This window comes from Candidatus Solincola tengchongensis, from assembly GCF_015711935.1.
Lineage (GTDB): Bacteria > Actinomycetota > Geothermincolia > Geothermincolales > RBG-13-55-18 > Solincola_A > Solincola_A tengchongensis.
This window is the reverse complement of the sequence record NZ_JACVJJ010000089.1, coordinates 1-17,910: the sequence shown is the minus strand read 5'-3', so window position 1 is coordinate 17,910 and position 17,910 is coordinate 1. Positions and strand designations below refer to the sequence as shown.

Annotated in this window: 16 protein-coding genes; 11 read left to right on the top strand and 5 right to left on the bottom strand. The window is 64.6% G+C overall.

Annotation, left to right across the window (positions count from 1 at the left end; genetic code table 11):
* Nucleotides 1-204: 204 nt before the first annotated feature.
* From H7007_RS08070 to H7007_RS08060, 3 genes are read left to right on the top strand one after another with little or no spacing between them, the layout of a single operon-like run.
* Nucleotides 205-1,797 (top strand): tRNA nucleotidyltransferase/poly(A) polymerase-related protein, encoded by a 1,593-nt coding sequence (locus tag H7007_RS08070; RefSeq protein WP_287154575.1) that lies wholly within the window; start codon nt 205-207, stop codon nt 1,795-1,797.
* The gene (locus H7007_RS08065; protein ID WP_287154566.1) at nt 1,787-2,734 is read left to right on the top strand and encodes a P1 family peptidase; all 948 of its coding nucleotides are present in this window, start codon (nt 1,787-1,789) and stop codon (nt 2,732-2,734) included. The genes H7007_RS08070 and H7007_RS08065 overlap by 11 nt, the downstream gene beginning before the upstream one ends.
* 6 nt (nt 2,735-2,740) lie before the next feature.
* Nucleotides 2,741-3,259: a nitroreductase family protein gene (locus H7007_RS08060; protein WP_287154565.1), complete on the top strand. Its 519-nt coding sequence runs from the start codon at nt 2,741-2,743 to the stop codon at nt 3,257-3,259.
* Between the two features lie 178 nt (nt 3,260-3,437).
* Here H7007_RS08060 and H7007_RS08055 read toward each other — a convergent pair whose 3' ends face one another.
* The 5 genes from H7007_RS08055 to H7007_RS08035 form a co-directional block, all read right to left on the bottom strand.
* The gene (locus tag H7007_RS08055) at nt 3,438-4,547 is read right to left on the bottom strand and encodes a DegT/DnrJ/EryC1/StrS family aminotransferase (RefSeq protein ID WP_287154564.1); all 1,110 of its coding nucleotides are present in this window, start codon (nt 4,545-4,547) and stop codon (nt 3,438-3,440) included.
* Nucleotides 4,544-5,590 carry an NAD-dependent epimerase/dehydratase family protein gene (locus H7007_RS08050; RefSeq protein ID WP_287154563.1) on the bottom strand — a complete coding sequence of 349 codons (1,047 nt, stop codon included), beginning with the start codon at nt 5,588-5,590 and terminating at the stop codon, nt 4,544-4,546. Before H7007_RS08050 ends, H7007_RS08055 begins: the two co-directional genes overlap by 4 nt.
* 1 nt (nt 5,591) lies before the next feature.
* Entirely contained in the window at nt 5,592-9,158 is a 3,567-nt protein-coding gene (locus tag H7007_RS08045; protein WP_287154562.1) for a glycosyltransferase, read from the bottom strand.
* A gap of 286 nt (nt 9,159-9,444) precedes the next feature.
* Nucleotides 9,445-9,678, bottom strand: a complete 234-nt coding sequence (locus H7007_RS08040) for a hypothetical protein (RefSeq protein WP_287154561.1) — start codon at nt 9,676-9,678, stop codon at nt 9,445-9,447.
* A gap of 92 nt (nt 9,679-9,770) precedes the next feature.
* Entirely contained in the window at nt 9,771-10,010 is a 240-nt protein-coding gene (locus tag H7007_RS08035; protein ID WP_287154560.1) for a hypothetical protein, read from the bottom strand.
* 842 nt (nt 10,011-10,852) lie between these two features.
* On the opposite strand from H7007_RS08035, the gene H7007_RS08030 reads away from it, so the two are divergent.
* The 8 genes from H7007_RS08030 (at nt 10,853) to groL (ending at nt 17,325) form a co-directional block, all read left to right on the top strand.
* The gene (locus tag H7007_RS08030) at nt 10,853-11,089 is read left to right on the top strand and encodes an FmdB family zinc ribbon protein (RefSeq protein ID WP_287154559.1); all 237 of its coding nucleotides are present in this window, start codon (nt 10,853-10,855) and stop codon (nt 11,087-11,089) included.
* A 492-nt stretch (nt 11,090-11,581) separates the two neighbouring features.
* A complete protein-coding gene (locus H7007_RS08025; RefSeq protein ID WP_287154558.1) occupies nt 11,582-12,262 on the top strand; it encodes a uracil-DNA glycosylase in 681 nt (226 codons plus the stop codon).
* A 6-nt stretch (nt 12,263-12,268) separates the two neighbouring features.
* Nucleotides 12,269-12,790: a tRNA (adenosine(37)-N6)-threonylcarbamoyltransferase complex ATPase subunit type 1 TsaE gene (gene tsaE / locus H7007_RS08020; RefSeq protein ID WP_287154557.1), complete on the top strand. Its 522-nt coding sequence runs from the start codon at nt 12,269-12,271 to the stop codon at nt 12,788-12,790.
* Nucleotides 12,780-13,484 (top strand): tRNA (adenosine(37)-N6)-threonylcarbamoyltransferase complex dimerization subunit type 1 TsaB, encoded by a 705-nt coding sequence (gene tsaB, locus H7007_RS08015; protein WP_287154556.1) that lies wholly within the window; start codon nt 12,780-12,782, stop codon nt 13,482-13,484. Before tsaE ends, tsaB begins: the two co-directional genes overlap by 11 nt.
* On the top strand, nt 13,477-13,998 hold the full coding sequence (gene rimI, locus H7007_RS08010; RefSeq protein ID WP_287154555.1) for a ribosomal protein S18-alanine N-acetyltransferase: 522 nt from the start codon (nt 13,477-13,479) through the stop codon (nt 13,996-13,998). Before tsaB ends, rimI begins: the two co-directional genes overlap by 8 nt.
* Before the next feature lies 1 nt (nt 13,999).
* Nucleotides 14,000-15,028: a tRNA (adenosine(37)-N6)-threonylcarbamoyltransferase complex transferase subunit TsaD gene (tsaD, locus tag H7007_RS08005; RefSeq protein ID WP_287154554.1), complete on the top strand. Its 1,029-nt coding sequence runs from the start codon at nt 14,000-14,002 to the stop codon at nt 15,026-15,028.
* 349 nt (nt 15,029-15,377) lie between these two features.
* Nucleotides 15,378-15,665 (top strand): co-chaperone GroES, encoded by a 288-nt coding sequence (gene groES / locus H7007_RS08000; protein ID WP_287154553.1) that lies wholly within the window; start codon nt 15,378-15,380, stop codon nt 15,663-15,665.
* 46 nt (nt 15,666-15,711) lie between these two features.
* Complete coding sequence (gene groL / locus H7007_RS07995) at nt 15,712-17,325, top strand: chaperonin GroEL (protein ID WP_287154551.1); 1,614 nt, start codon at nt 15,712-15,714, stop codon at nt 17,323-17,325.
* Nucleotides 17,326-17,910 lie beyond the last annotated feature (585 nt).

The window sequence follows — 17,910 nt, the reverse complement described above, 5'->3', positions numbered from 1 at the left end:
GAGCGTTCAGCCGGCGGAAGGGGGGCATATTCTCTTACAGCGCATCGGCTCCCGGTTCCGGGAGAGTCCGTCGCACCCATATGTTGTATAATCACCTTGCGCCGCATACGGTATTCATGGAAGATAATGGTAATAATGCATGGCTTTCACGTGGCGCGCGGCTGGGTCGGAAGTCATTCTGTCCGGGCCGGGGAGGCATGAACCGTGTATCTGAAGGAGCGGTCCTCGAGGGAGCTCAGGAGGACGCTTTCCCTCCGAGACCTCGCCCTCGACGACCCCTTCGTGGGGGACTTGGTCTCCTTCCTCTCGGAAGGCGTGGAACCCGTCTTCCTGGTGGGCGGCTATCTCCGGGATTACCTCCTGGGCAAGGTGTCGGAAGACGTGGACCTGGTGACCACGGGAGACCCCTCCATACCCGCCTCGCGGGCCGCGGTGCGCTTCGGGGCGCGACATTTCCTGCTCGACAGGGAGGAGCGGATCTACCGCCTGGTGGTGAGGGACGGCGGGCGCCGCCGCACGGTGGACATCTCCCCCCTGCGGGGTTTCGGCATGGAAACGGACCTCTCCATGCGGGACTTCACCATCAACGCCATGGCCGTGGACCTGGGAAAGCTCGTCGGCCAGGGTTCACTGGTCCTGCCCCGCGACCTGATAGACAAGCACTACGGATGGAAGGACCTTTCCGCGGGTATCCTGCGCGAATGCCATAAGGAGTCCTTCCTTGCCGATCCGGTACGCCTGGTCAGGGCCCTGCGCTTCCGACATCTCCTGGGTCTGGAGTTCGAGGAGCGTACCCTGAACCACCTCAAGAAATACGCGCCTCTGGTCTCCCGCGTCGCGGGGGAACGCCTGGCCGTGGAATTACTGGAGACCCTGTCCGGGGGAGGTTGCCGGGAGGTCTTCAGGGACGTGGAGGCCTTCGGGCTGCTGGAGCATCTGTTCCCCGAACTGGCGGAAACGGTGGGCCTGGAGCAGAACGCTTATCATCACCTCGACGTGTGGGAGCATACCCTGATGACCCTCGAGGAACTGGACAAGCTCCTGGAAGACCCTGGAAGGATGTATCCCGAACACGCGGGGATGACGGCCCTGAGGATGGGAGAACCGCTCCAGGATTGCTATCCACGACGTGCCTTCCTCCGCCTAGCGGCCCTCTACCACGACGCCGGAAAGCCGCTCACCTTCTCCCGGGGGGAGGACGGGCGCATACACTTTCACTCCCACCAGAGGTTCAGCCGGGAGGCGGTCCTCGAGCTGGCCGGGAGATTGCGTTTCTCGCGCCGCGCCCGTGAGTACCTGGCCTCGGTGATCGGCCACCACATGGATATCGGGCTGGCGCTGAAACAGGGGTTGACCCCCCGGGCTCGGCGGAGGCTGGTGAATCGCTTGGGCGAGAACCTGGTGGACGTGGTGCTCCTGTCCACGGCCGACCGCTTCGCCACTCGGGGACCTCTCACCACACCCGAGGGGCTGGAGAGGTACGTCCGGGTCTGCCGGGAGCTCCTGGACGAGCAGGTGCGAGAAGAGGAAACGCCCCCTCTCCTCAGGGGCCGGGATCTTATACTGGAGCTGGGGATGAAGGAGGGCCCGGCGGTGGGGGAGGTCCTGAGAAGGGTGCGCGAGGCCCAGATGGGGGGAAGGATACGCCGGCGGGATGAAGCCCTGAAGCTGGCGGAGAAGCTGATCGAGGCACGCCTCCCGGAGGCCGCCGCCGGTTCCTCGGCGGAGGATGAGGGAGCGAGGGAACCAGTGGGCGGGAATGAGGAGACGGAAAGGGGGGGAGGCGGTGAGGATTGAAGGGGTAAGGGTGGGACACGCCGAGGATGTCAAGGGTATCACCGGATGCACGGTGGTCCTCCTGCCTCCCGGGACGAGGGGAGGTGTGGAGGTGAGAGGCGGCGCTCCCGGGACCAGGGAGACGGACCTCCTGGATCCGGTGAACCTTGTGGAGGAGGTCCACGCCTTCGTCCTTGCCGGAGGCAGCGCGTTCGGGCTGGCCGCCTCCACGGGAGTGATGCGATTCCTCGAGGAGTCGGGCGTGGGCTTCGACACCGGGCTGGCCCGTATACCCATCGTCCCCGCCGGGGTGATCTACGACCTGGGCATAGGAGACCCGTCCGCCCGTCCGGACGAGGAGATGGGTTACCGCGCCTGCCGCCAGGCCTCGGAGGAGCTGGCGCGCCAGGGAAACGTGGGAGCGGGCATGGGGGCCACGGTGGGCAAGATCCTGGGTTACCAGTTCTGCACCAAGGGAGGCCTGGGTACGGCCTTCTTCGAGGGGAAGGACCTCAAGGTCTTCGCTCTCGCGGTGGTCAACGCCTTCGGGGACGTGGTGGACGAGGACGGCCGCATCCTGGCCGGGGTCAGGGACGCGGGGGGCGGGTTCCTCTCCACGGAGCGCGTGATGCGGGAGGCGGCGGGAGAAAAGCCCTTCCCGGTGGCCGGAACCAACACCACCCTGGCAGTGGTGGTGAGCAACGCTCGTCTTTCCAAGACCGACGTCAACTGGGTGGCCCAGAGGGGACATCACGGCCTGGCCAGGGCCATCTCCCCCAGTCATACCAAACTGGACGGGGACCTGGTCTTCGCCGCTGCCACCGGGGAGGTGGAGGCCTCCGCGGACCTGGTGGGAGCCGTTGGCGCCTCCCTCCTGGCGGAGGCGGTACGAAATGCTGTCAGGCATGCCGAGTCGGTGGCCGGGGTTCCCGCCGCACGGGACATTATCCGGGGGTGAACGGGGATGGACGTCTTCGAGGCCATGGAGAAGAGGCACAGCGTGCGCTCCTTCGATGCCGCGAGGGGTGTCCCGGATGAACTGGTGGCCAGGCTTCTGCGCTGCGCCTGTCTGGCGCCCACCGCCGGGAACGTGCAGCCCTGGCGGTTCGTGGTGGTGCGCGACGGGAGGATCAAGGAGGGGTTGGCGGCGGCGGCGCTGGGGCAGGGTTTCGTGGCCCGGGCCCCGGTGGTCATCGTGGTCTGCGCCGACCTGGAGTCCCACGCCGCCAGTTACGGACGGCGGGGCGTGGAACTCTATTCCATCCAGGACACGGCGGCCGCGGTGGAGAACATGCTCCTCGCCGCCACCGCATTGGGACTGGGCGCCTGCTGGGTGGGGGCTTTCCGGGAGGAAGAGGTCGCCAGCCTGCTGGGGCTTCCGGAGCGCCTGCGGCCCCTGGCCCTTATCCCGGTAGGGTATCCCGCACGCCCGGGCTCCCAGCCGCGCAAGATGCCTCCGGAGCGCCTGACCACTTACCTGTAGGCGGACCGGCCGCCGCGCCGCGAGGCAAGGCGGCGCACGCGATTCCGGAAGTCTATGTCCACGACCTCGCTCGGCGAATTAGTACCCCCGTTCTCAAAAGGTAAATAATGGTATATTACCATATGTTACCATTTATTGATATAGTGTCGGAAGGACATGATGGAGGCGTGATACACGCTCAGGAGGCACCGAAGAAGGAGCGCACGGCCTCGATCACCGTCTCCTGCTCCTCCGTGGTCAGGTGGGGATAGAGGGGGAGGGAGAGGACGCGTCGGGAAGCCTCCTCGGCCACCGGACAGGGAGGGCCGGGACGGCTCCGGAAGGGAGGCTGCAGGTGCACGGGAAGGGGATAGTGGACGACCGTCTCCACTCCTTCGAGCTCCAGGTGCCGGCGCAGCTCGTCCCGCCGCTCGCTGGTCACGGCGAAGATGTGGTAGACGTGTTCCTCCCCCTCCCGGCATTCCGGCAGTCCCAGGGGGAGGTCGGAGAGAGCATCGAGGTATATCCGGGCCAGTTCCCGGCGGCGCCGGTTCCACTCCGGGAGGCGCCTCAGCTTTATGCGCAGCAGCGCGGCCTGCAGCTCGTCCAGGCGGCTGTTGGTGCCCACCTTGCCCAGGAGGTCCCTGTCCACGCGGCCGTAATCGCGGAGGCAGCGCAGCTCCTGTGCAAGTTCTCCGCTCGAGGTGACCACCATACCGCCGTCCCCGTAGGCTCCGAGGTTCTTGGTGGGGTAGAAACTGAAACACCCCGCCGTCCCGAAGGAGCCGGTAATCCTTCCGTCGAGGGCTGCCCCGTGCGATTGTGCGCAGTCCTCCACGAGGTGCAGGCCGTGTTGCCGTGCCAGCCTGCCCAGCGCCGCCATGTCCGCCGGCCGCCCGTAAAGATGAACCGGCAGGAGGCAACGGGTGCGGTGGGTTATACGCTCCGCAACGCTGGCGGGGTCCAGTGTGAGTGTATGCGGGTCCACGTCGGCGAATACGGGCACGGCGCCCGAGAGGGTGACGGCCACTGCGGTGGGAGGGGCGGTGAAGGCGGGAAGTATGACCTCGTCTCCCTCCCCGATCCCCAGGGCACGGAGGGTGAGGATGAGGGCATCGGTGCCCGAGGCCACGCCCACGCCGTGCTCCACGCCGCAGAAGGCGGCCAGCTCCGCCTCCAGGGATTCCACCTCCGGGCCCAGTATGTGGCGGCCCCGCTGGAGAAAGGAGTTGAAGGCTCCGCAGAGCTCCTCCCGGAGCTCCCGGTCCTGGCGGGTGAGGTCCAGGAAGGGTACCCTCGTCGGCTTCAAATCGGCCTCTTCCGGATGAGTGACGGCTTTGTCTCGGAGGGGCGGAAGTAGTGTTCGCCGTGCATGCGGTAGAAGGCGATGGTCTCCTGCAACCCGGCGCGGAAATCCCAGCGAGGTTCCCAGTCCAGGGCGGCCCGCAGGCGAGATATGTCCAGCACCACGTCACCGGGCTCCACGCTGGCGCGTTCCGGTGGATAGGGGACCAGTGTCCATTCGGTTCCCGCCTCCTCGCTCACCGCCTGGGCCGCCTCGGCCACGGTGATGGATTTCCCGGAGGCCAGGTTGAGGGACATGCCCCTGCATTCCGCGTCGGCGGCGGCCAGGAGCAGGACCTCCACGGCGTCCTCCACGTAGAGGAAATCCCTGGCCTGTGTCCCGTCCCCGAAGACGCGTATCTCCTTGCCCTGCAGGCCGAGGCGGATGAACCAGTTAAGGAACCCCTGCCCGTCGTGCATCATCTGGTGGCGGGGCCCGAAGATGTTGGTGAGGCGCAGGGATAGGTAGCGGATGCGCCCCTGTTCGTGGAGGATGCGGTGGTATTCCTCCACCGCGGTCTTGTGCACCCCGTTGATGTCCACGGGGCGGAGGGGGTGGTCCTCGTCCATGGGGAGATAAAGAGGGCTGCCGTACTGGCTCCGGGATCCGGTGTAGATGACCGAGACCCCGGGGTTCAGTTCCGCGAGGGCGCACAGGAAGCGCAGCTGGCTTACGCAGTTCCTTTTGAGATCCCGCAGGGGGTGGTGAAGGGAGCCCACGTGGCTCACGCAGGCGGCGAGGTTGAAGACCACCTCCTGTTCGGGGAGATGTTCGATTACCGTGCGGGTGGCGCCGATGTCCGAGATTACCAAAGTGATCTCCTCCAGCACGCCCTCCAGGTTGTAGAGGTTCGCTCCCTGGTCAGGGAAACAGGCGTCGATGACCGTCACCCGTGAGCCCAGGCCCACCAGGCGGCGTACCAGGTTGCTCCCGATGAACCCCAGGCCCCCGGTGACCAGAACCCGGCGGTCGCGGTAAAACTCCTCCAGCCTTTGCCCGTCCCGCATGTCAGATTTCTCCCTTCCGCCACAACCGTATCCATAATGAAACATCGCCCCTCACCATGGCAAGCAGATTCCGGAAACGGAAGAACTGGCTCTTTCCTTCCCGGCGGGGCAGGTGGCGGACGGGCACCTCGGCGAACACGGCGCCCGCGGCCTGCAGGCCCTTCACCAGTTCCACGCAGATGGAGCCACCCTCGGAGCGCAAGTCGAGGCCACGGGCCAGGTCCCCGCGCATGAGACGGAAATCGCAGTCCACGTCCCGGATGGGAATCCGGAAGAGGGCGTGCACCAATCGGTTGTAAATGCTTCCCAGGACCACGCGGTACCAGGGATCGCTGCGGGATTCCTTGTATCCGTTGACCACATCGGCCGCTCCCGTCAGGGCATGGAGCTTTTTCAGATCCTCCACGTCGTACTGCCCATCGCTGTCGGTGTAGAATATCCATTTTTTGGAAGAAGTCTTTATGCCGCTGCGCAGCGCGGCGCCGTAGCCGCGGTTGCGGTCATGCCGTACCACCCTCACCTCTTGGTGGGCGGCGGCTATGGAATCGATGACCGCGCCGGATGCGTCGGAGCTCCCGTCGTCCACGATTATGACCTCGTAGTCGTCGGTCAGTTCCCGCAGCACAACGAGGGCTTTCTCCACCACCTCCCCGATGGTGGCGGAATCGTTGTAACAGGGGAAGAAGGCGCTTATGCCCCCGATGTCCGGCGCCGGGAAAGCGGCTTCAGGTCCCTCCTTCCTTCGCTCACGGGCCCGCTCCGAGCGCAGGGAGAGGGCCAGGAGGACGATGAGGGCGGCCAGCGAAAGGAGGCTGATCGTCCCACCGGCGAGAAGTCCCGGCGCCCGGTAGCGCAGGGAGACGACATGCTCCCCCGCCGGGAGATAGAGGGCGGTCAGGAACCCGAAGGCGGAGAAGAGGGGGCGTTCCTCCCCGTCGATTTCTGCCTTCCAGCCGGGCAGGTAATCCTGGTTGAGCACCAAAACCGAATCCCCGGCTCCCGAAGTGCGGAGGAGCAGCTCGTCACCGTCTCTCCGCAGGACCTCGACCAACGTCCCTTCTTCCGTCTCGGAGATGTCCTCTATCCTCCTCCTGGTCTCGGGGTCCACCTCGGGGCTGCAGAGGATAACCTCCCCCTCGCGGTATCCCTCGCCGTAGGCCAGGTCCACGGCGGCCTTCCAGTCGTCCACCCACCTCACCTCTTGGGCGGCGAAGGCGGGAGGGGCGTATTCGTCCATTCGGTAGGCGGCGTACCTCCCGTCGGAGTAAAGTGGGGTCCATGGCGAGAGGGGCACGGCCCTGCCGTCCTCGTCCACCAGGCTGAGGGCGGCAAGGCGGCTTCCCCGCAAACCGTCCGAGCAGAGGGCGAAGACCGTGAGGCGGTCGGTCTGGTGCAGTCGCAGGGGGACCCTTATCTCCAGGGCCTCTCGCCCGTCCCCGTAACCCGGGGAGCGGAACCTAACCCTCTGGAAGCCCACCGGTCCCTGGTCGTACATCACGGAGAGGAAGTACTCCTCCTCCCCGGTGTCCTTTTCCAGTATCAGGAGGGGCAGGTCCTGGAGTCGTCCTCCCCGGCGGGCCTGGATCTTCAGGCAGACGGTACCCCGGGATTCCAGGTCCACAATGGGCCCGTCCAGCAGCAGCCGGAGCTCCCTTCCCTTGACCGTGGTATCCACCTGGTAAATTACCCCTCCCGCCCAGGCGGGGAAGGTGAAGGGGAATCCCAGGTCGTATGCCGTTCCCCGCACCCTCACCAGGTTGGAGAAGAGCACCTTCACGCCGGTCAGGGCCAGGGCCCCCTCCCGGGGTTCCGTCTGGAGGAGCCCCAGAAGGCGGTCCAACCTGGCGGGGGGGATGGTGGAGAAGCCGAAGGCGTCCTCCACCCCGTAGGGGAGGAGCTGGTTGGGGGCCAGGGCGAACTCGCCCCGCTTCACTCCCGGCTCCCCCAGCAAGGCCGCCCTGCCCCCGGCGCTCTCCTCCTCCAGGACTTCCACCACCAGCGGTCTGTACTCGGCGCGGTTGCGGGGGACCGGCTTGAGGACCAGGCCGGCGACATAGAAGACGTCCAGCACGGCCAGGACGACCACCAGTGCGGTCACCGTCCTCCTGGATACCTGACTCCTTCTCGGATAAGCCATCAAAAAGGCGAAGAACGCCAGGAGGCCGAGAGGGATGGCGACTTCCGTGTGGGGGGAGGAGAAATAGACGGCCAAACCTTCCAGGACCTGGGAGGCGGGGATCTTGACGCCAGAGAGGAGCGGGCCGCTGACCGCAGCGGCGAAGTCGCGGAAATGCAGGAAGTCGGTGCGGTAGAGGGTCACGAGGACGGCGAGGATGGCCCCGGATACGACCGCGAAGACGAGCCAGCCCTTGCGCAGGCTACGTTGCCGGCGCGACTCCAGCTCCCCCTCCCTCCAGCGGTCGAAGCCCATGGCCCCCAGGATAAGGAGGCAGAGGTTGGTCACCAGGAAAAAGCGGCCCGGGCCCTTGAGCACGTGAAAGCCCGGGAGGTGGCGCAGGATGGGCCATAGCAACCCCTGGTTGCCGAGGCTCAGAAGCAACGAGGCCGCCCCCGCCCAAAAGAGGAAGGTGGCCGGCCAGCGGCGGGGCCTCATCAGGGCCGCGGGAGCGAAGAGGAGAGGAAGAATCCCTATATAGATATAGGTCTCCTCGAAGGTCCAGGCCCCGAGATAACCGCTCTGGGCCAGGCCCCTTCCGAAGGCCCGCGGGAAGAAGGCGCCCGCCAGCTGGAGTACGGGAAGGTTGCCCACGTTGGAAAGGGAGGAGGAGAGGCCGCCCGCCCGGTAAGAGTTGTTCACCAGGTGATAGCTGGGGAGGTTCTGCGCCATCCCCAGTCCGAGGCCCAGGGCGACGGAACCGGCCCAGGGAGCCAAGGCCTTCAGGCGGGAGTGCCGGGATGAGACCTCGGGGTGGGAAAGGAGGTAAAAGAAAGAAAGGAGGATCTCGATCAGGGGTATCATGAGGAACCCGCTCAGGAACTGGATTCCCAGGACTCCCCCGGCGAAGAGGTGGAAAGATAGCCGGTCCTCCCGGAGGGCTTTTTCCAAAAGGTAGAGGAAGAGCGGCACCCAAGCCGTGGTGGCCACCACGTTGGGATGCACAAGGTGGGCGAGAAAGAAACCCGAGAGCATGAAAGGGCCGGCAGCGAAACAGGAAGCGGGACGGCCCAGCCGGAGGAGGCGGCAGTAGAGGTACAGGAAACACCCGCCCAGGAGGTAGTGGAGGACCAGGAAATAATTGAATCCGGCCGTGGTGGGGAGGAGCATGAACAACGTACCAGGGGGATAGAAGATGCCCATCTCGCTGTCGGCGAAGAGGGGGAACCCGCAGTAGATGCCGGGGCACCAGAAGGTGAAGTGGCCGCTGCGCAGGAGCCTGGAGAGGTATTCCCAGTTGGGCAGGTAATAGTTCCTGATGTCCGAGATCCAGGGGACCTTCTGCAGGAGGAGGAGATGGCGGAAGAAGAGGAAAGCGGTGGCCGCGAGGAGGAGAAAGGGCCAGACCCTCCTCTCCTCCTTCCCCCCGATGACCCTTATCCCCTTGTCCATCTCCAGCCCGGCATATCCCTATCCCCTTCCTCGGGGCGTTCATGAAACGCAGGGTTCTTGACCGAACCGCGGCGCGAGGCGGGCAATCCCTGCATTCGAAAAAGGTTCAGGGAAAACGAACGCGCACCTCTTACCCTTTCCTCCCAGAGGGCGAGGGCCGGGGCGCCCGGATCCCTGTGTGTTCGCGAGCCCGCTCTGCCTCCGGAACACGGTTCGAGCATAAAAATATACTTCACCCGCCTCGAGGACAAGCGCTCGCACGGGCCTGCGTCGTTTCCGCCCGGCCTCATGCGGTCTGCGCCGGGACCGTGGGGGGAGGATGGAGACCCTTCTTGAAGGTCGAAGCCCCACCGGAGAGGCGCACCTCCATGCCGGGTCCGTCAACCTTGGGACAACCCTCCAGATGCGGGCTCTTACCGGTTGCCGCCCCGAGGAATACCTCCGCCTGGCCTCGGACCATGGGAAGGTTGTACACGTCTCTCATCTCCGGTGCCGCACCCTCACCGGGGTTGAAGTCCAACCGGATGATCCTCCCCAACCCCGGCACGGCGCAATTGGAGGCTATGAGACGCAGGAAATCACCGGACTCGGGCTCTTTACCAGTAAGTGCCGTCAGTCTGTGTATGAGCCCCCGGGTGTAGTGAGCGGAGTGCTTGCGCTTGCCCCCATCACCAGGCGCGAGATGCCATAACCCATGCGCTCGGACAGAGACTCGACCAGGTACACGGTCTCGCCGGCGTCGACTAACATGCCCCTGAGCCCTTTTTCATACCTGCTGACGATGGTTACGTTGGGCCTCCGGACTTTTGCCTTTCCTAAGCCCCCCGCAAGGCCGCAGTCCTCGCAGCACATCCCCACCTCCCTATATGTTGCAGTCCGTGCTTCGCGTGACGACCTATGGACCAAACAGAATTTCCAAGTTGTTCGGTTATCCCATGCCCCCATCCTTCAGGGCTTTCTTTTTGGCCTCAGAGCCCCTTCCTCCGGGGAGCAAAAGTGAGCCGAAGTCTCCGTTGCCTTCTTCAAGAGAACCTCGGTTCGTATGGGCTACGCGCCGTAGGACTAACCCCCGCGTACGTTCAAGGGTAGAAGGATCGACGTGGTCAATGGGTGGAATTCCGGTATTCAATCCGAACCCGGGAGATGATATCGCATCCGTCCGGCAACGTGTGGGCTAATGGGCGGTGAGTCCCGAGAGGTGCTGCATCCATATCACGGGCCCCTCAAAGGATGATGGGACAGAACTTCCTCATGCCATCCCGGCAAGACAAGGGAAAGATGCAGGATGGCGTTGCTCTATGGGGCAGGAGCTCGGGTTTTGGAGAAGATTTGATGGGTTGCTCTCTCACCCTGGCGGGACCGATAGGCGGGTCGGGAGGACGCGGGGAGTGACTTTCCAAGGTTCGACCTGAAAGAAGCGGGGCGACATACGGCCCGGGAGACGATGAAGGTCATGGTGACCATGTATCGTATCGGTATGCGTTTTCGGGCAGAAAAAGGTCGATAGACCACCCTATCGTCCTGACAAAACAAGAGAGACGGAAGAGCAAGAAGGCGATCTCTCATGCTGAACGCGATCTCTCATGCTGAACGATGTCATGCACCGTCTGGCGGAAGGGAAGAGAGTCCCGGAACGGGTCATTGTCCCGAGAGGTCCGGGAGATTAGAATGAAGTCGAAAGGAAGGTGATGGTCATGCCCTTCTACGAGTACAAGTGCGGTGATTGTGGCGAGACCTTCGAATATTTCGCCCGCAGCATGTCCGATGCGGCCGAGTGTTGTTCCCGCTGCGGGAGCAGGGAAATAAAGAAGCTCTTCTCCTCCTTCGGGTTCAAGAGCGGCTCCGCGTCTTCCGGCGATTTCCGTTCCTCGGCCTCCTCTTCCGGATGTTCCTCCTGTACCGCCACCAGCTGCTCCTCCTGTAGGCCGTAGGGCTGCGGGCCCCAGTCGGGAGTGCGGTCTTTTCAGTCTCTCCGGCGGGGAGGGAACCAGAATATATGAGCAACGTCGTGCCTCCTTCCTCCGATGGGGCCTGCCGGGGTAGCGAGAAATAGCGCAGGAGCGCGGCACGGACGGATGTATATTTCCCAAGTTTCCCAAAGGTGGCGCCACTCCTTCGGCTGCGGCAAGCGGGCAGTGCTACTGGATCGGGACATCCAAGGCCCCCCGCTCGTGTCCATAAAAGGCTCGAGAAAGAGGGGTGTTGTAGAGTGAAACTTGCGTCATGTGATAAGGGCGTTGCCTTCTCGGAAACGGTGGCTCCGAATGGCGCACCGTAGTCTCGGCATCCATGGACCTTAGCCGTTCCGGGGCCATGCGCGCCAGCCGGGGTTGTAAAAAGAGGGCCGCGGGTTATTGAATATATGTGGCCCCGGATGACGGACGCACACCGTGCCCGCCGGGCATGACGAGGCGCTATGACCCTTGACCAACGGTCGGGAGGTGGAAATGGGGGACTGGAGAGAGGCGAAGACCCTGGAGGAGCTCTTCGAGGCCATTAGAGACTGCATGGCCTGTCCCCTGGGGAGGACGCGCACCAACCTGGTGCTGGGGAGCGGGAACCCGGAAGCGGAGATCATGTTCGTCGGCGAGGCGCCCGGTTTCCACGAGGATCGCCAGGGGATTCCCTTCGTGGGCCCAGCGGGCCAGTTCCTGGACCAGCTGCTGCGATCCATAGGTCTGCAGCGTTCCCAGGTATACATCGCCAATACCCTGAAGTGCCGCCCCCCGGAGAACCGAGACCCGCTGCCCGAGGAGCTTTCCGCCTGCACCCCCTACCTCTTCAAGCAGATAGAGATAATCAGGCCCCGCATCATCTGCACGCTGGGCAACCACGCCACGAAGACTCTCCTGCGCACCGCTTCGGGCATATCCCAGCTCCACGGCAGGCTCATCCGCAAGGGTGGGCTGGCCTACGTGCCCCTCTTCCATCCCGCCGCCGCCCTGCACAAGCCTCCCCTCAAGACCGTCCTGGTGGAGGATTTCCAGAGGCTGAAGGAACACTTGGACGCGGAGAGGGTGCGTTGGGCGGCCGGTGAGGAGCCCGTGGAGGAGACCCTCCCGGCGGCCTCGGACGAACAGCCGGAGCAAATGGGCCTCTTCTAGAGGGGCATGGGTCGGACCGGCGTCATGTATGAAAATCGGGAAACCGCGGGCTCACCGTGGACCTTCCTCACGCGAGGCGAGGGGGAGACCCGGGAGCTGGCCTCCCGCCTGGCGCGACTCCTCCGGCCTGGAGACGTCATCCTCCTTGTCGGCGAGCTGGGGAGCGGAAAGACCACCTTCGTCAAGGGCCTCGCCGAGGGCCTGGGGGTGAGGGAGAGGGTGATCAGCCCCACCTTCACCTTGCACAGGGAATACCAGGGCCGCCTCCCACTCCATCATCTCGACGCTTACCGGCTGCGGGGCGCGCGGGACCTAAGCGAACTCGGCGTGGAGGAGCTCCTGGAGGGTGAAGGGGTGGTGGCCGTGGAGTGGGGAGAGCGGGCCAGGGAGCTGTTCGGGCACGAATACCTGGAAGTGAACCTGTCCTACGGAGGAGAAGACAACGAGAGAGTCATCCGCCTCTTCCCCGGGGGAGGGACATGGATGGAGAGGTTGGGAGCGCTTGGGGAGGACGCCCATGGAGGATAAGCGATCCTGGCTTCTGGCCGTGGAGCTCGCCGGGCCGCAAGGGTTGTTGGCTCTCGAAGGCCCGGGAGGGTTGTTCCACAATTCCTGGGAGGGAGGGGAGCGGTCGAAGCGGCTCTTCGTCGCCGCCGGCGAGCTGCTGCGCCGGGCGGGGATCGGGCCGCATGACCTGGGTCTTGTGGGGGTGGGCAAAGGGCCAGGGTCCTTCACCGGGATCCGCATGGGAGTGATGGCCGCCAAAGCGCTGGCCGAGGTGCTGGGGATACCCCTTGTGGCTCCGGACAGCCTGGCGGCGGTCGCCGTGGGGCCGGAAGGGGCGGAGAGGGTGGCGGTGGCTTTGGATGCCCGGAGGGGTGAGCTTTACGTGGCCCTCTTCATGATGGAGGGAAACGGCGTTTTTGGCTTCCCGCAGAGGCTTGAGGGCCCCCTGGTATGCGCTCCAGAGGAGACGGCCCGCCTGCTGCGGGAATGGACGTCCGGGCTCGCCGGGGAACTCCTCCTGGTGGGGAGCGGAGTGGACGCCTACCCGGACATCTGGCCCCCGGAAGCGCGCCGTGCGGAGAGGCGGGGGCCGGACCCGGCGGGGTTTGTGTGGCTGTGCCGGCAACTCCATATGCGGGGCGAGTTGGAGGATCACCTCTCCCTCAAGCCACTTTACCTCAGGCGGCCGGAAGTGGGGAAGGTGAGCTATGCCTGAGGATACGCGCCTTCCCGAGCTGGTCATAAGGCGCATGTCGCCGGAGGACCTTCCCGAGGTCATGGAATTGGAGAGAAGGGCCTTCTCCGCTCCCTGGACGGAGGAGATGTACCGGCGGGAGATGGAGAAATGGGAAGGGTGTTATCTGGTGGCCCGCAGCGGCGGGGAGCTGGCGGGTTACGGGGGAGCGCTGCTCATCCTCGATGAAGCGCACGTCATGACCCTCGCCGTCCGCGAGGACCTTCGCCGCAGGGGTATAGGGGCCAGGCTGCTTCTGGAGCTGGTCCGCAGGGCGGAGAGGATGGGCGCGCGTTTCCTGACCCTGGAGGTGCGCAAGTCCAACCGTCCCGCCATAGAGCTCTACACCCGGTTCGGCTTCCAGGTCATGGGGGAGCGGAGGCAGTATTACCTGGACAACCTGGAGGACGCGCTCATCATGTGGACGGAGGACATAACCTCTCCTGAGTACAGGAAAAGACTAGAAGAACTGGAGAGAAGGTACGGAGCGGTCTAGGATGGGCACGGGGTTTATCCTAGGCATAGAGACCTCCTGCGACGAGACCTCGGCGGCGGTCGTGGAACGCGGGGGCCGGATGCTTTCCCTTGTCACTTCCTCCCAGGCCCGTCTGCACCGCAAGTACGGTGGCGTGGTACCGGAGGTGGCCGGGAGGGCCCACCTTGAGGCCCTCCTGCCGGTCATCCGTGAGGCACTCTCCCAGGCGGGGATCGGCTACCGGGACCTGGAAGGGGTGGCGGTCACCCGGGGGCCGGGGCTTATCGGTTCCCTCCTGGTGGGGCTCACCGCGGCCAAGGCCATATGCTTCGCCCTTGGCCTGCCCCTCCTGGCTGTGAACCACCTGGAGGCGCATATCTACGCCAACTTCATGCATTTCCCGGAGCTTGAGCCACCTCTCCTCTCTTTCGTCGTCTCCGGTGGGCACACCCTCCTGGTGCACATGCCGGCACACCGGCGTTACCGGGTACTGGGGGAGACACTGGACGACGCGGCCGGAGAGGCCTACGACAAGATCGCCAGGTTCCTCGGGCTGGGCTATCCGGGGGGCCCGGAGATCGACCGCCTCTCGGGGAAAGGCAACCCGCAGGCCGTCCCCTTTCCCCGCGCCCTCCTTCACGACGGTACTTATAATTTCTCGCTCTCGGGGCTGAAGACGGCGGTCATCAACTACGTGCGCAGGATGCGGGAGGAGGGGAAGGAGGTGTGCGTGGAGGACGTGGCCGCCTCCTTCCAAGCCGCGGTGGTGGAGGTCCAGGTACACAAGATCGTGCGGGCGGTGGAGGAGACAGGGGTCAGGAAGGTGGCCCTGGCCGGGGGCGTGGCCGCCAACCGTTACCTGCGTTCCAAGCTCGGGGAGGCCCTTGGGGAAAAAGGGGCGGAGCTCTATTATCCGCCGGGCTACCTGTGTGCGGACAACGCGGCCATGGTGGCCTATCTGGGATGGCTGATGCTCGAGGAAGGCGACGTCGTACCCCTTGACGTGGACGCCGCGGCCTCACTTCCCCTTCCCGAGACACAGGAGGCATGAAGGAAGACGGAAGGGATGCCCCTCCCTTTCGGGACCCTTCAGGGAAGTACCCGGCCTGCGCGTGATTCCGGGGATGATTTCCCTGTCCCCAACCTCCCGTGGAAGGGGTGGAACCCTTGCCCCTTTCCTCCGTTCTCGCAGGGATCGGTTAAAAATGTGATTTCAAACCCCTTGATTTCGCCTCGCCTTTATATTATCCTCTCTTTAGCACTCTCGAGAGTAGAGTGCTAACAGTTCAAGACTCCGAGTGATAACACTCTATTCCCGGGAGTGCCAGCGAGGGTTTCGACCTGTCCCGGAAGGCAAGGCAGGGTCGGGTTGGAGAAAAGAGGATAGGAGGGATGTGTAGATGAAGCTGAAGCCGCTGGGTGATCGGGTGCTGGTGAAGCCGGGCGAGAGCGAGGAGCGCACCAAGTCCGGCCTGGTGATACCCGACACCGCCAAGGAGAAGCCCCAGGAAGGAGAGGTCATCGCCGTCGGACCGGGTCGCTGGGAGGACGGCAAGTACGTCCCCCTGGAGGTGAAGGTGGGCGACACCATCATCTACTCCAAGTACGGGGGGACGGAGGTGAAGATCGAGGGTGAGGAATACCTCATCCTCAGCGAACGCGACATCCTCGCCGTGGTGGAGAAGTAAGGCCGCGAGGAAACCTTGACAATCCCTAAAGGAGGAGTGGATAGAGATGGCCAAGGAAATAAGGTACGACGAGGAAGCGCGCCGCTTGCTCGAGGAAGGCGTCAACAAGCTGGCCAACACGGTCAAGGTGACCCTGGGGCCCAAGGGACGCAACGTGGTCCTGGAGAAGAAGTTCGGAGCCCCGGTGATCACCAATGACGGGGTGACCATCGCTCGCGAGATCGAGGTCGAGGACGTCTGGGAGAACTGCGGCGTGCAGTTGGCCAAGGAAGTGGCCACCAAGACCAACGACGTGGCCGGCGACGGGACCACCACAGCCACCGTGCTGGCCCAGGCCATGGTACGCGAGGGCTTGCGCAACGTGGCCGCCGGCGCCAACCCCATGGCCCTGAAGAGGGGCATTGACAAGGCCGTGGACATGGTGGTTAACGCCATCAAGGACATGGCCAAGGAAGTGGAGACCAAGGACGAGATCTCCCGGGTGGCGGCCATCTCCGCCGATTCCGAGGAGGTGGGCCAGATCATCGCCGACGCCATGGACAAGGTGGGCAAGGACGGCGTGATCACCGTGGAGGAGTCCCAGACCTTCGGCATGAGCTTCGAGGTCGTGGAGGGCATGCAGTTCGACAAGGGATACCTCTCCCCCTACATGGTCACCGACCCGGAGCGCATGGAGGCCGTCCTGGACGACCCCTACATCCTCATCGCCAACCAGAAGATCAGCGCCATAGCCGACCTGCTGCCGGTGCTGGAGAAAGTCATGCAGGCCGGTAAGCCGCTCCTGGTCATCGCCGAGGACGTGGAGGGAGAGGCCCTGGCCACCCTGGTGGTGAACAAGATACGCGGCACCTTCCAGTCCGTGGCCGTAAAGGCCCCCGGTTTCGGCGACCGGCGCAAGGCCATGCTGCAGGACATCGCCATCGTCACCGGCGGCCAGAGCATCAGCGAGGAGCTGGGCATCAAGCTGGAGAACGTCACCCTGGACATGCTGGGCAGGGCCCGCCAGGTGAAGGTGACCAAGGAGGACACCATCATCGTCGAGGGCCAAGGCGACCCTGAGGCCATCAAGGGACGCATCAACCAGATCAAGGCGGAGATCGAGAAGTCGGACTCGGAGTTCGACCGCGAGAAGCTGCAGGAGCGCCTGGCCAAGCTCTCCGGCGGCGTGGCGGTGATCAAGGTCGGTGCCGCCACCGAGGTGGAGCTCAAGGAGAAGAAGCACCGCATCGAGGATGCCCTCTCGGCGACCAAGGCCGCCGTGGAGGAGGGTATCGTTCCCGGCGGCGGCGTGATCCTGGTCAACGCCATTGAGGCCATCAAGACCGATGAGCTGGAGGGCGACGAGAAGGTGGGCGCGGAGATCGTCAAGCGCGCCCTGGAGGAGCCCCTGCGGCAGATCGCCAACAACGCGGGCGCCGAGGGTTCCGTGGTGGTGGAGAAGGTGAAGACCCTCCCCAAGGGCCACGGCTTCAACGCCCTGACCGGCGAGTACGTGGACATGATGAAGGAGGGGATCATCGACCCCGCCAAGGTGACCCGTTCGGCGCTGCAGAACGCGGCCTCCATCGCCGGGCTCCTGCTGACCACCGAGGCGGTGGTTGCGGAGAAGCCGGAGGAGGAGAAGGCCGGTGCGGGCGGCATGCCGCCGGGGATGATGTAATAGACTGGAGGACCAAAAGGGAGGGGCTCCGCCCCTCCCTTTTTTATTCCCTCCCTTAATAAAGAGAGGGGCCGGAGGGTAGCGGTCCCGCTCGCCTCCCCGCACCTCTCCGGATGCAAGATGCGGGGAAGAGGAGAGCTCGCGGCGACCGACCCGTCCGGCCCCGGGCTGGACGGAGATCCCACCGGCCGCTTTTCCGCAGCATCTTCTCGGGGGCCGGAGGGTAACGGTCCCGCTCGCCTCCCCGAGGTCTCTCCTGGAGATGGTGCCTGGGTGAGGAGAGCTCGCGGCGACCGACCCGTCCGGCCCCGGGTGTCCTGAACGATGCGTTATGAGCTGGGTGCGAGGGGACGAGGGCACGGGAAATAGACCCGTTTCCGCGGGGGATGGAGGCTTAAGAGAAGCGTGCCTTGACACTTGGGGGAAGGAGTATACTAATGAATATCTAATATATTTGGAAAGCCGCCCGGAGGGCGGCGGAGCGGAATCGGTCCGACCCGGTCAGAAGAGGAAATACCCATTGATTGAAGCGCTTTTCATAAGCCTACCCGGTGGACCGCCGGCCGAACGGAGGTGGACATGGAG

Bases quoted from the DNA above. Each gene is read 5' to 3' on its own strand.
- H7007_RS08060 (WP_287154565.1), top strand. From the start codon at position 2,741: ATGGACGTCTTCGAGGCCATGGAGAAGAGGCACAGCGTGCGCTCCTTC.
- H7007_RS08050 (WP_287154563.1), bottom strand. From the start codon at position 5,590: ATGCGGGACGGGCAAAGGCTGGAGGAGTTTTACCGCGACCGCCGGGTT.
- H7007_RS08045 (WP_287154562.1), bottom strand. From the start codon at position 9,158: ATGGACAAGGGGATAAGGGTCATCGGGGGGAAGGAGGAGAGGAGGGTC.
- H7007_RS08035 (WP_287154560.1), bottom strand. From the start codon at position 10,010: ATGTGCTGCGAGGACTGCGGCCTTGCGGGGGGCTTAGGAAAGGCAAAA.
- H7007_RS08030 (WP_287154559.1), top strand. From the start codon at position 10,853: ATGCCCTTCTACGAGTACAAGTGCGGTGATTGTGGCGAGACCTTCGAA.
- tsaE (WP_287154557.1), top strand. From the start codon at position 12,269: ATGGGTCGGACCGGCGTCATGTATGAAAATCGGGAAACCGCGGGCTCA.
- tsaB (WP_287154556.1), top strand. From the start codon at position 12,780: ATGGAGGATAAGCGATCCTGGCTTCTGGCCGTGGAGCTCGCCGGGCCG.
- rimI (WP_287154555.1), top strand. From the start codon at position 13,477: ATGCCTGAGGATACGCGCCTTCCCGAGCTGGTCATAAGGCGCATGTCG.
- tsaD (WP_287154554.1), top strand. From the start codon at position 14,000: ATGGGCACGGGGTTTATCCTAGGCATAGAGACCTCCTGCGACGAGACC.
- groES (WP_287154553.1), top strand. From the start codon at position 15,378: ATGAAGCTGAAGCCGCTGGGTGATCGGGTGCTGGTGAAGCCGGGCGAG.
- groL (WP_287154551.1), top strand. From the start codon at position 15,712: ATGGCCAAGGAAATAAGGTACGACGAGGAAGCGCGCCGCTTGCTCGAG.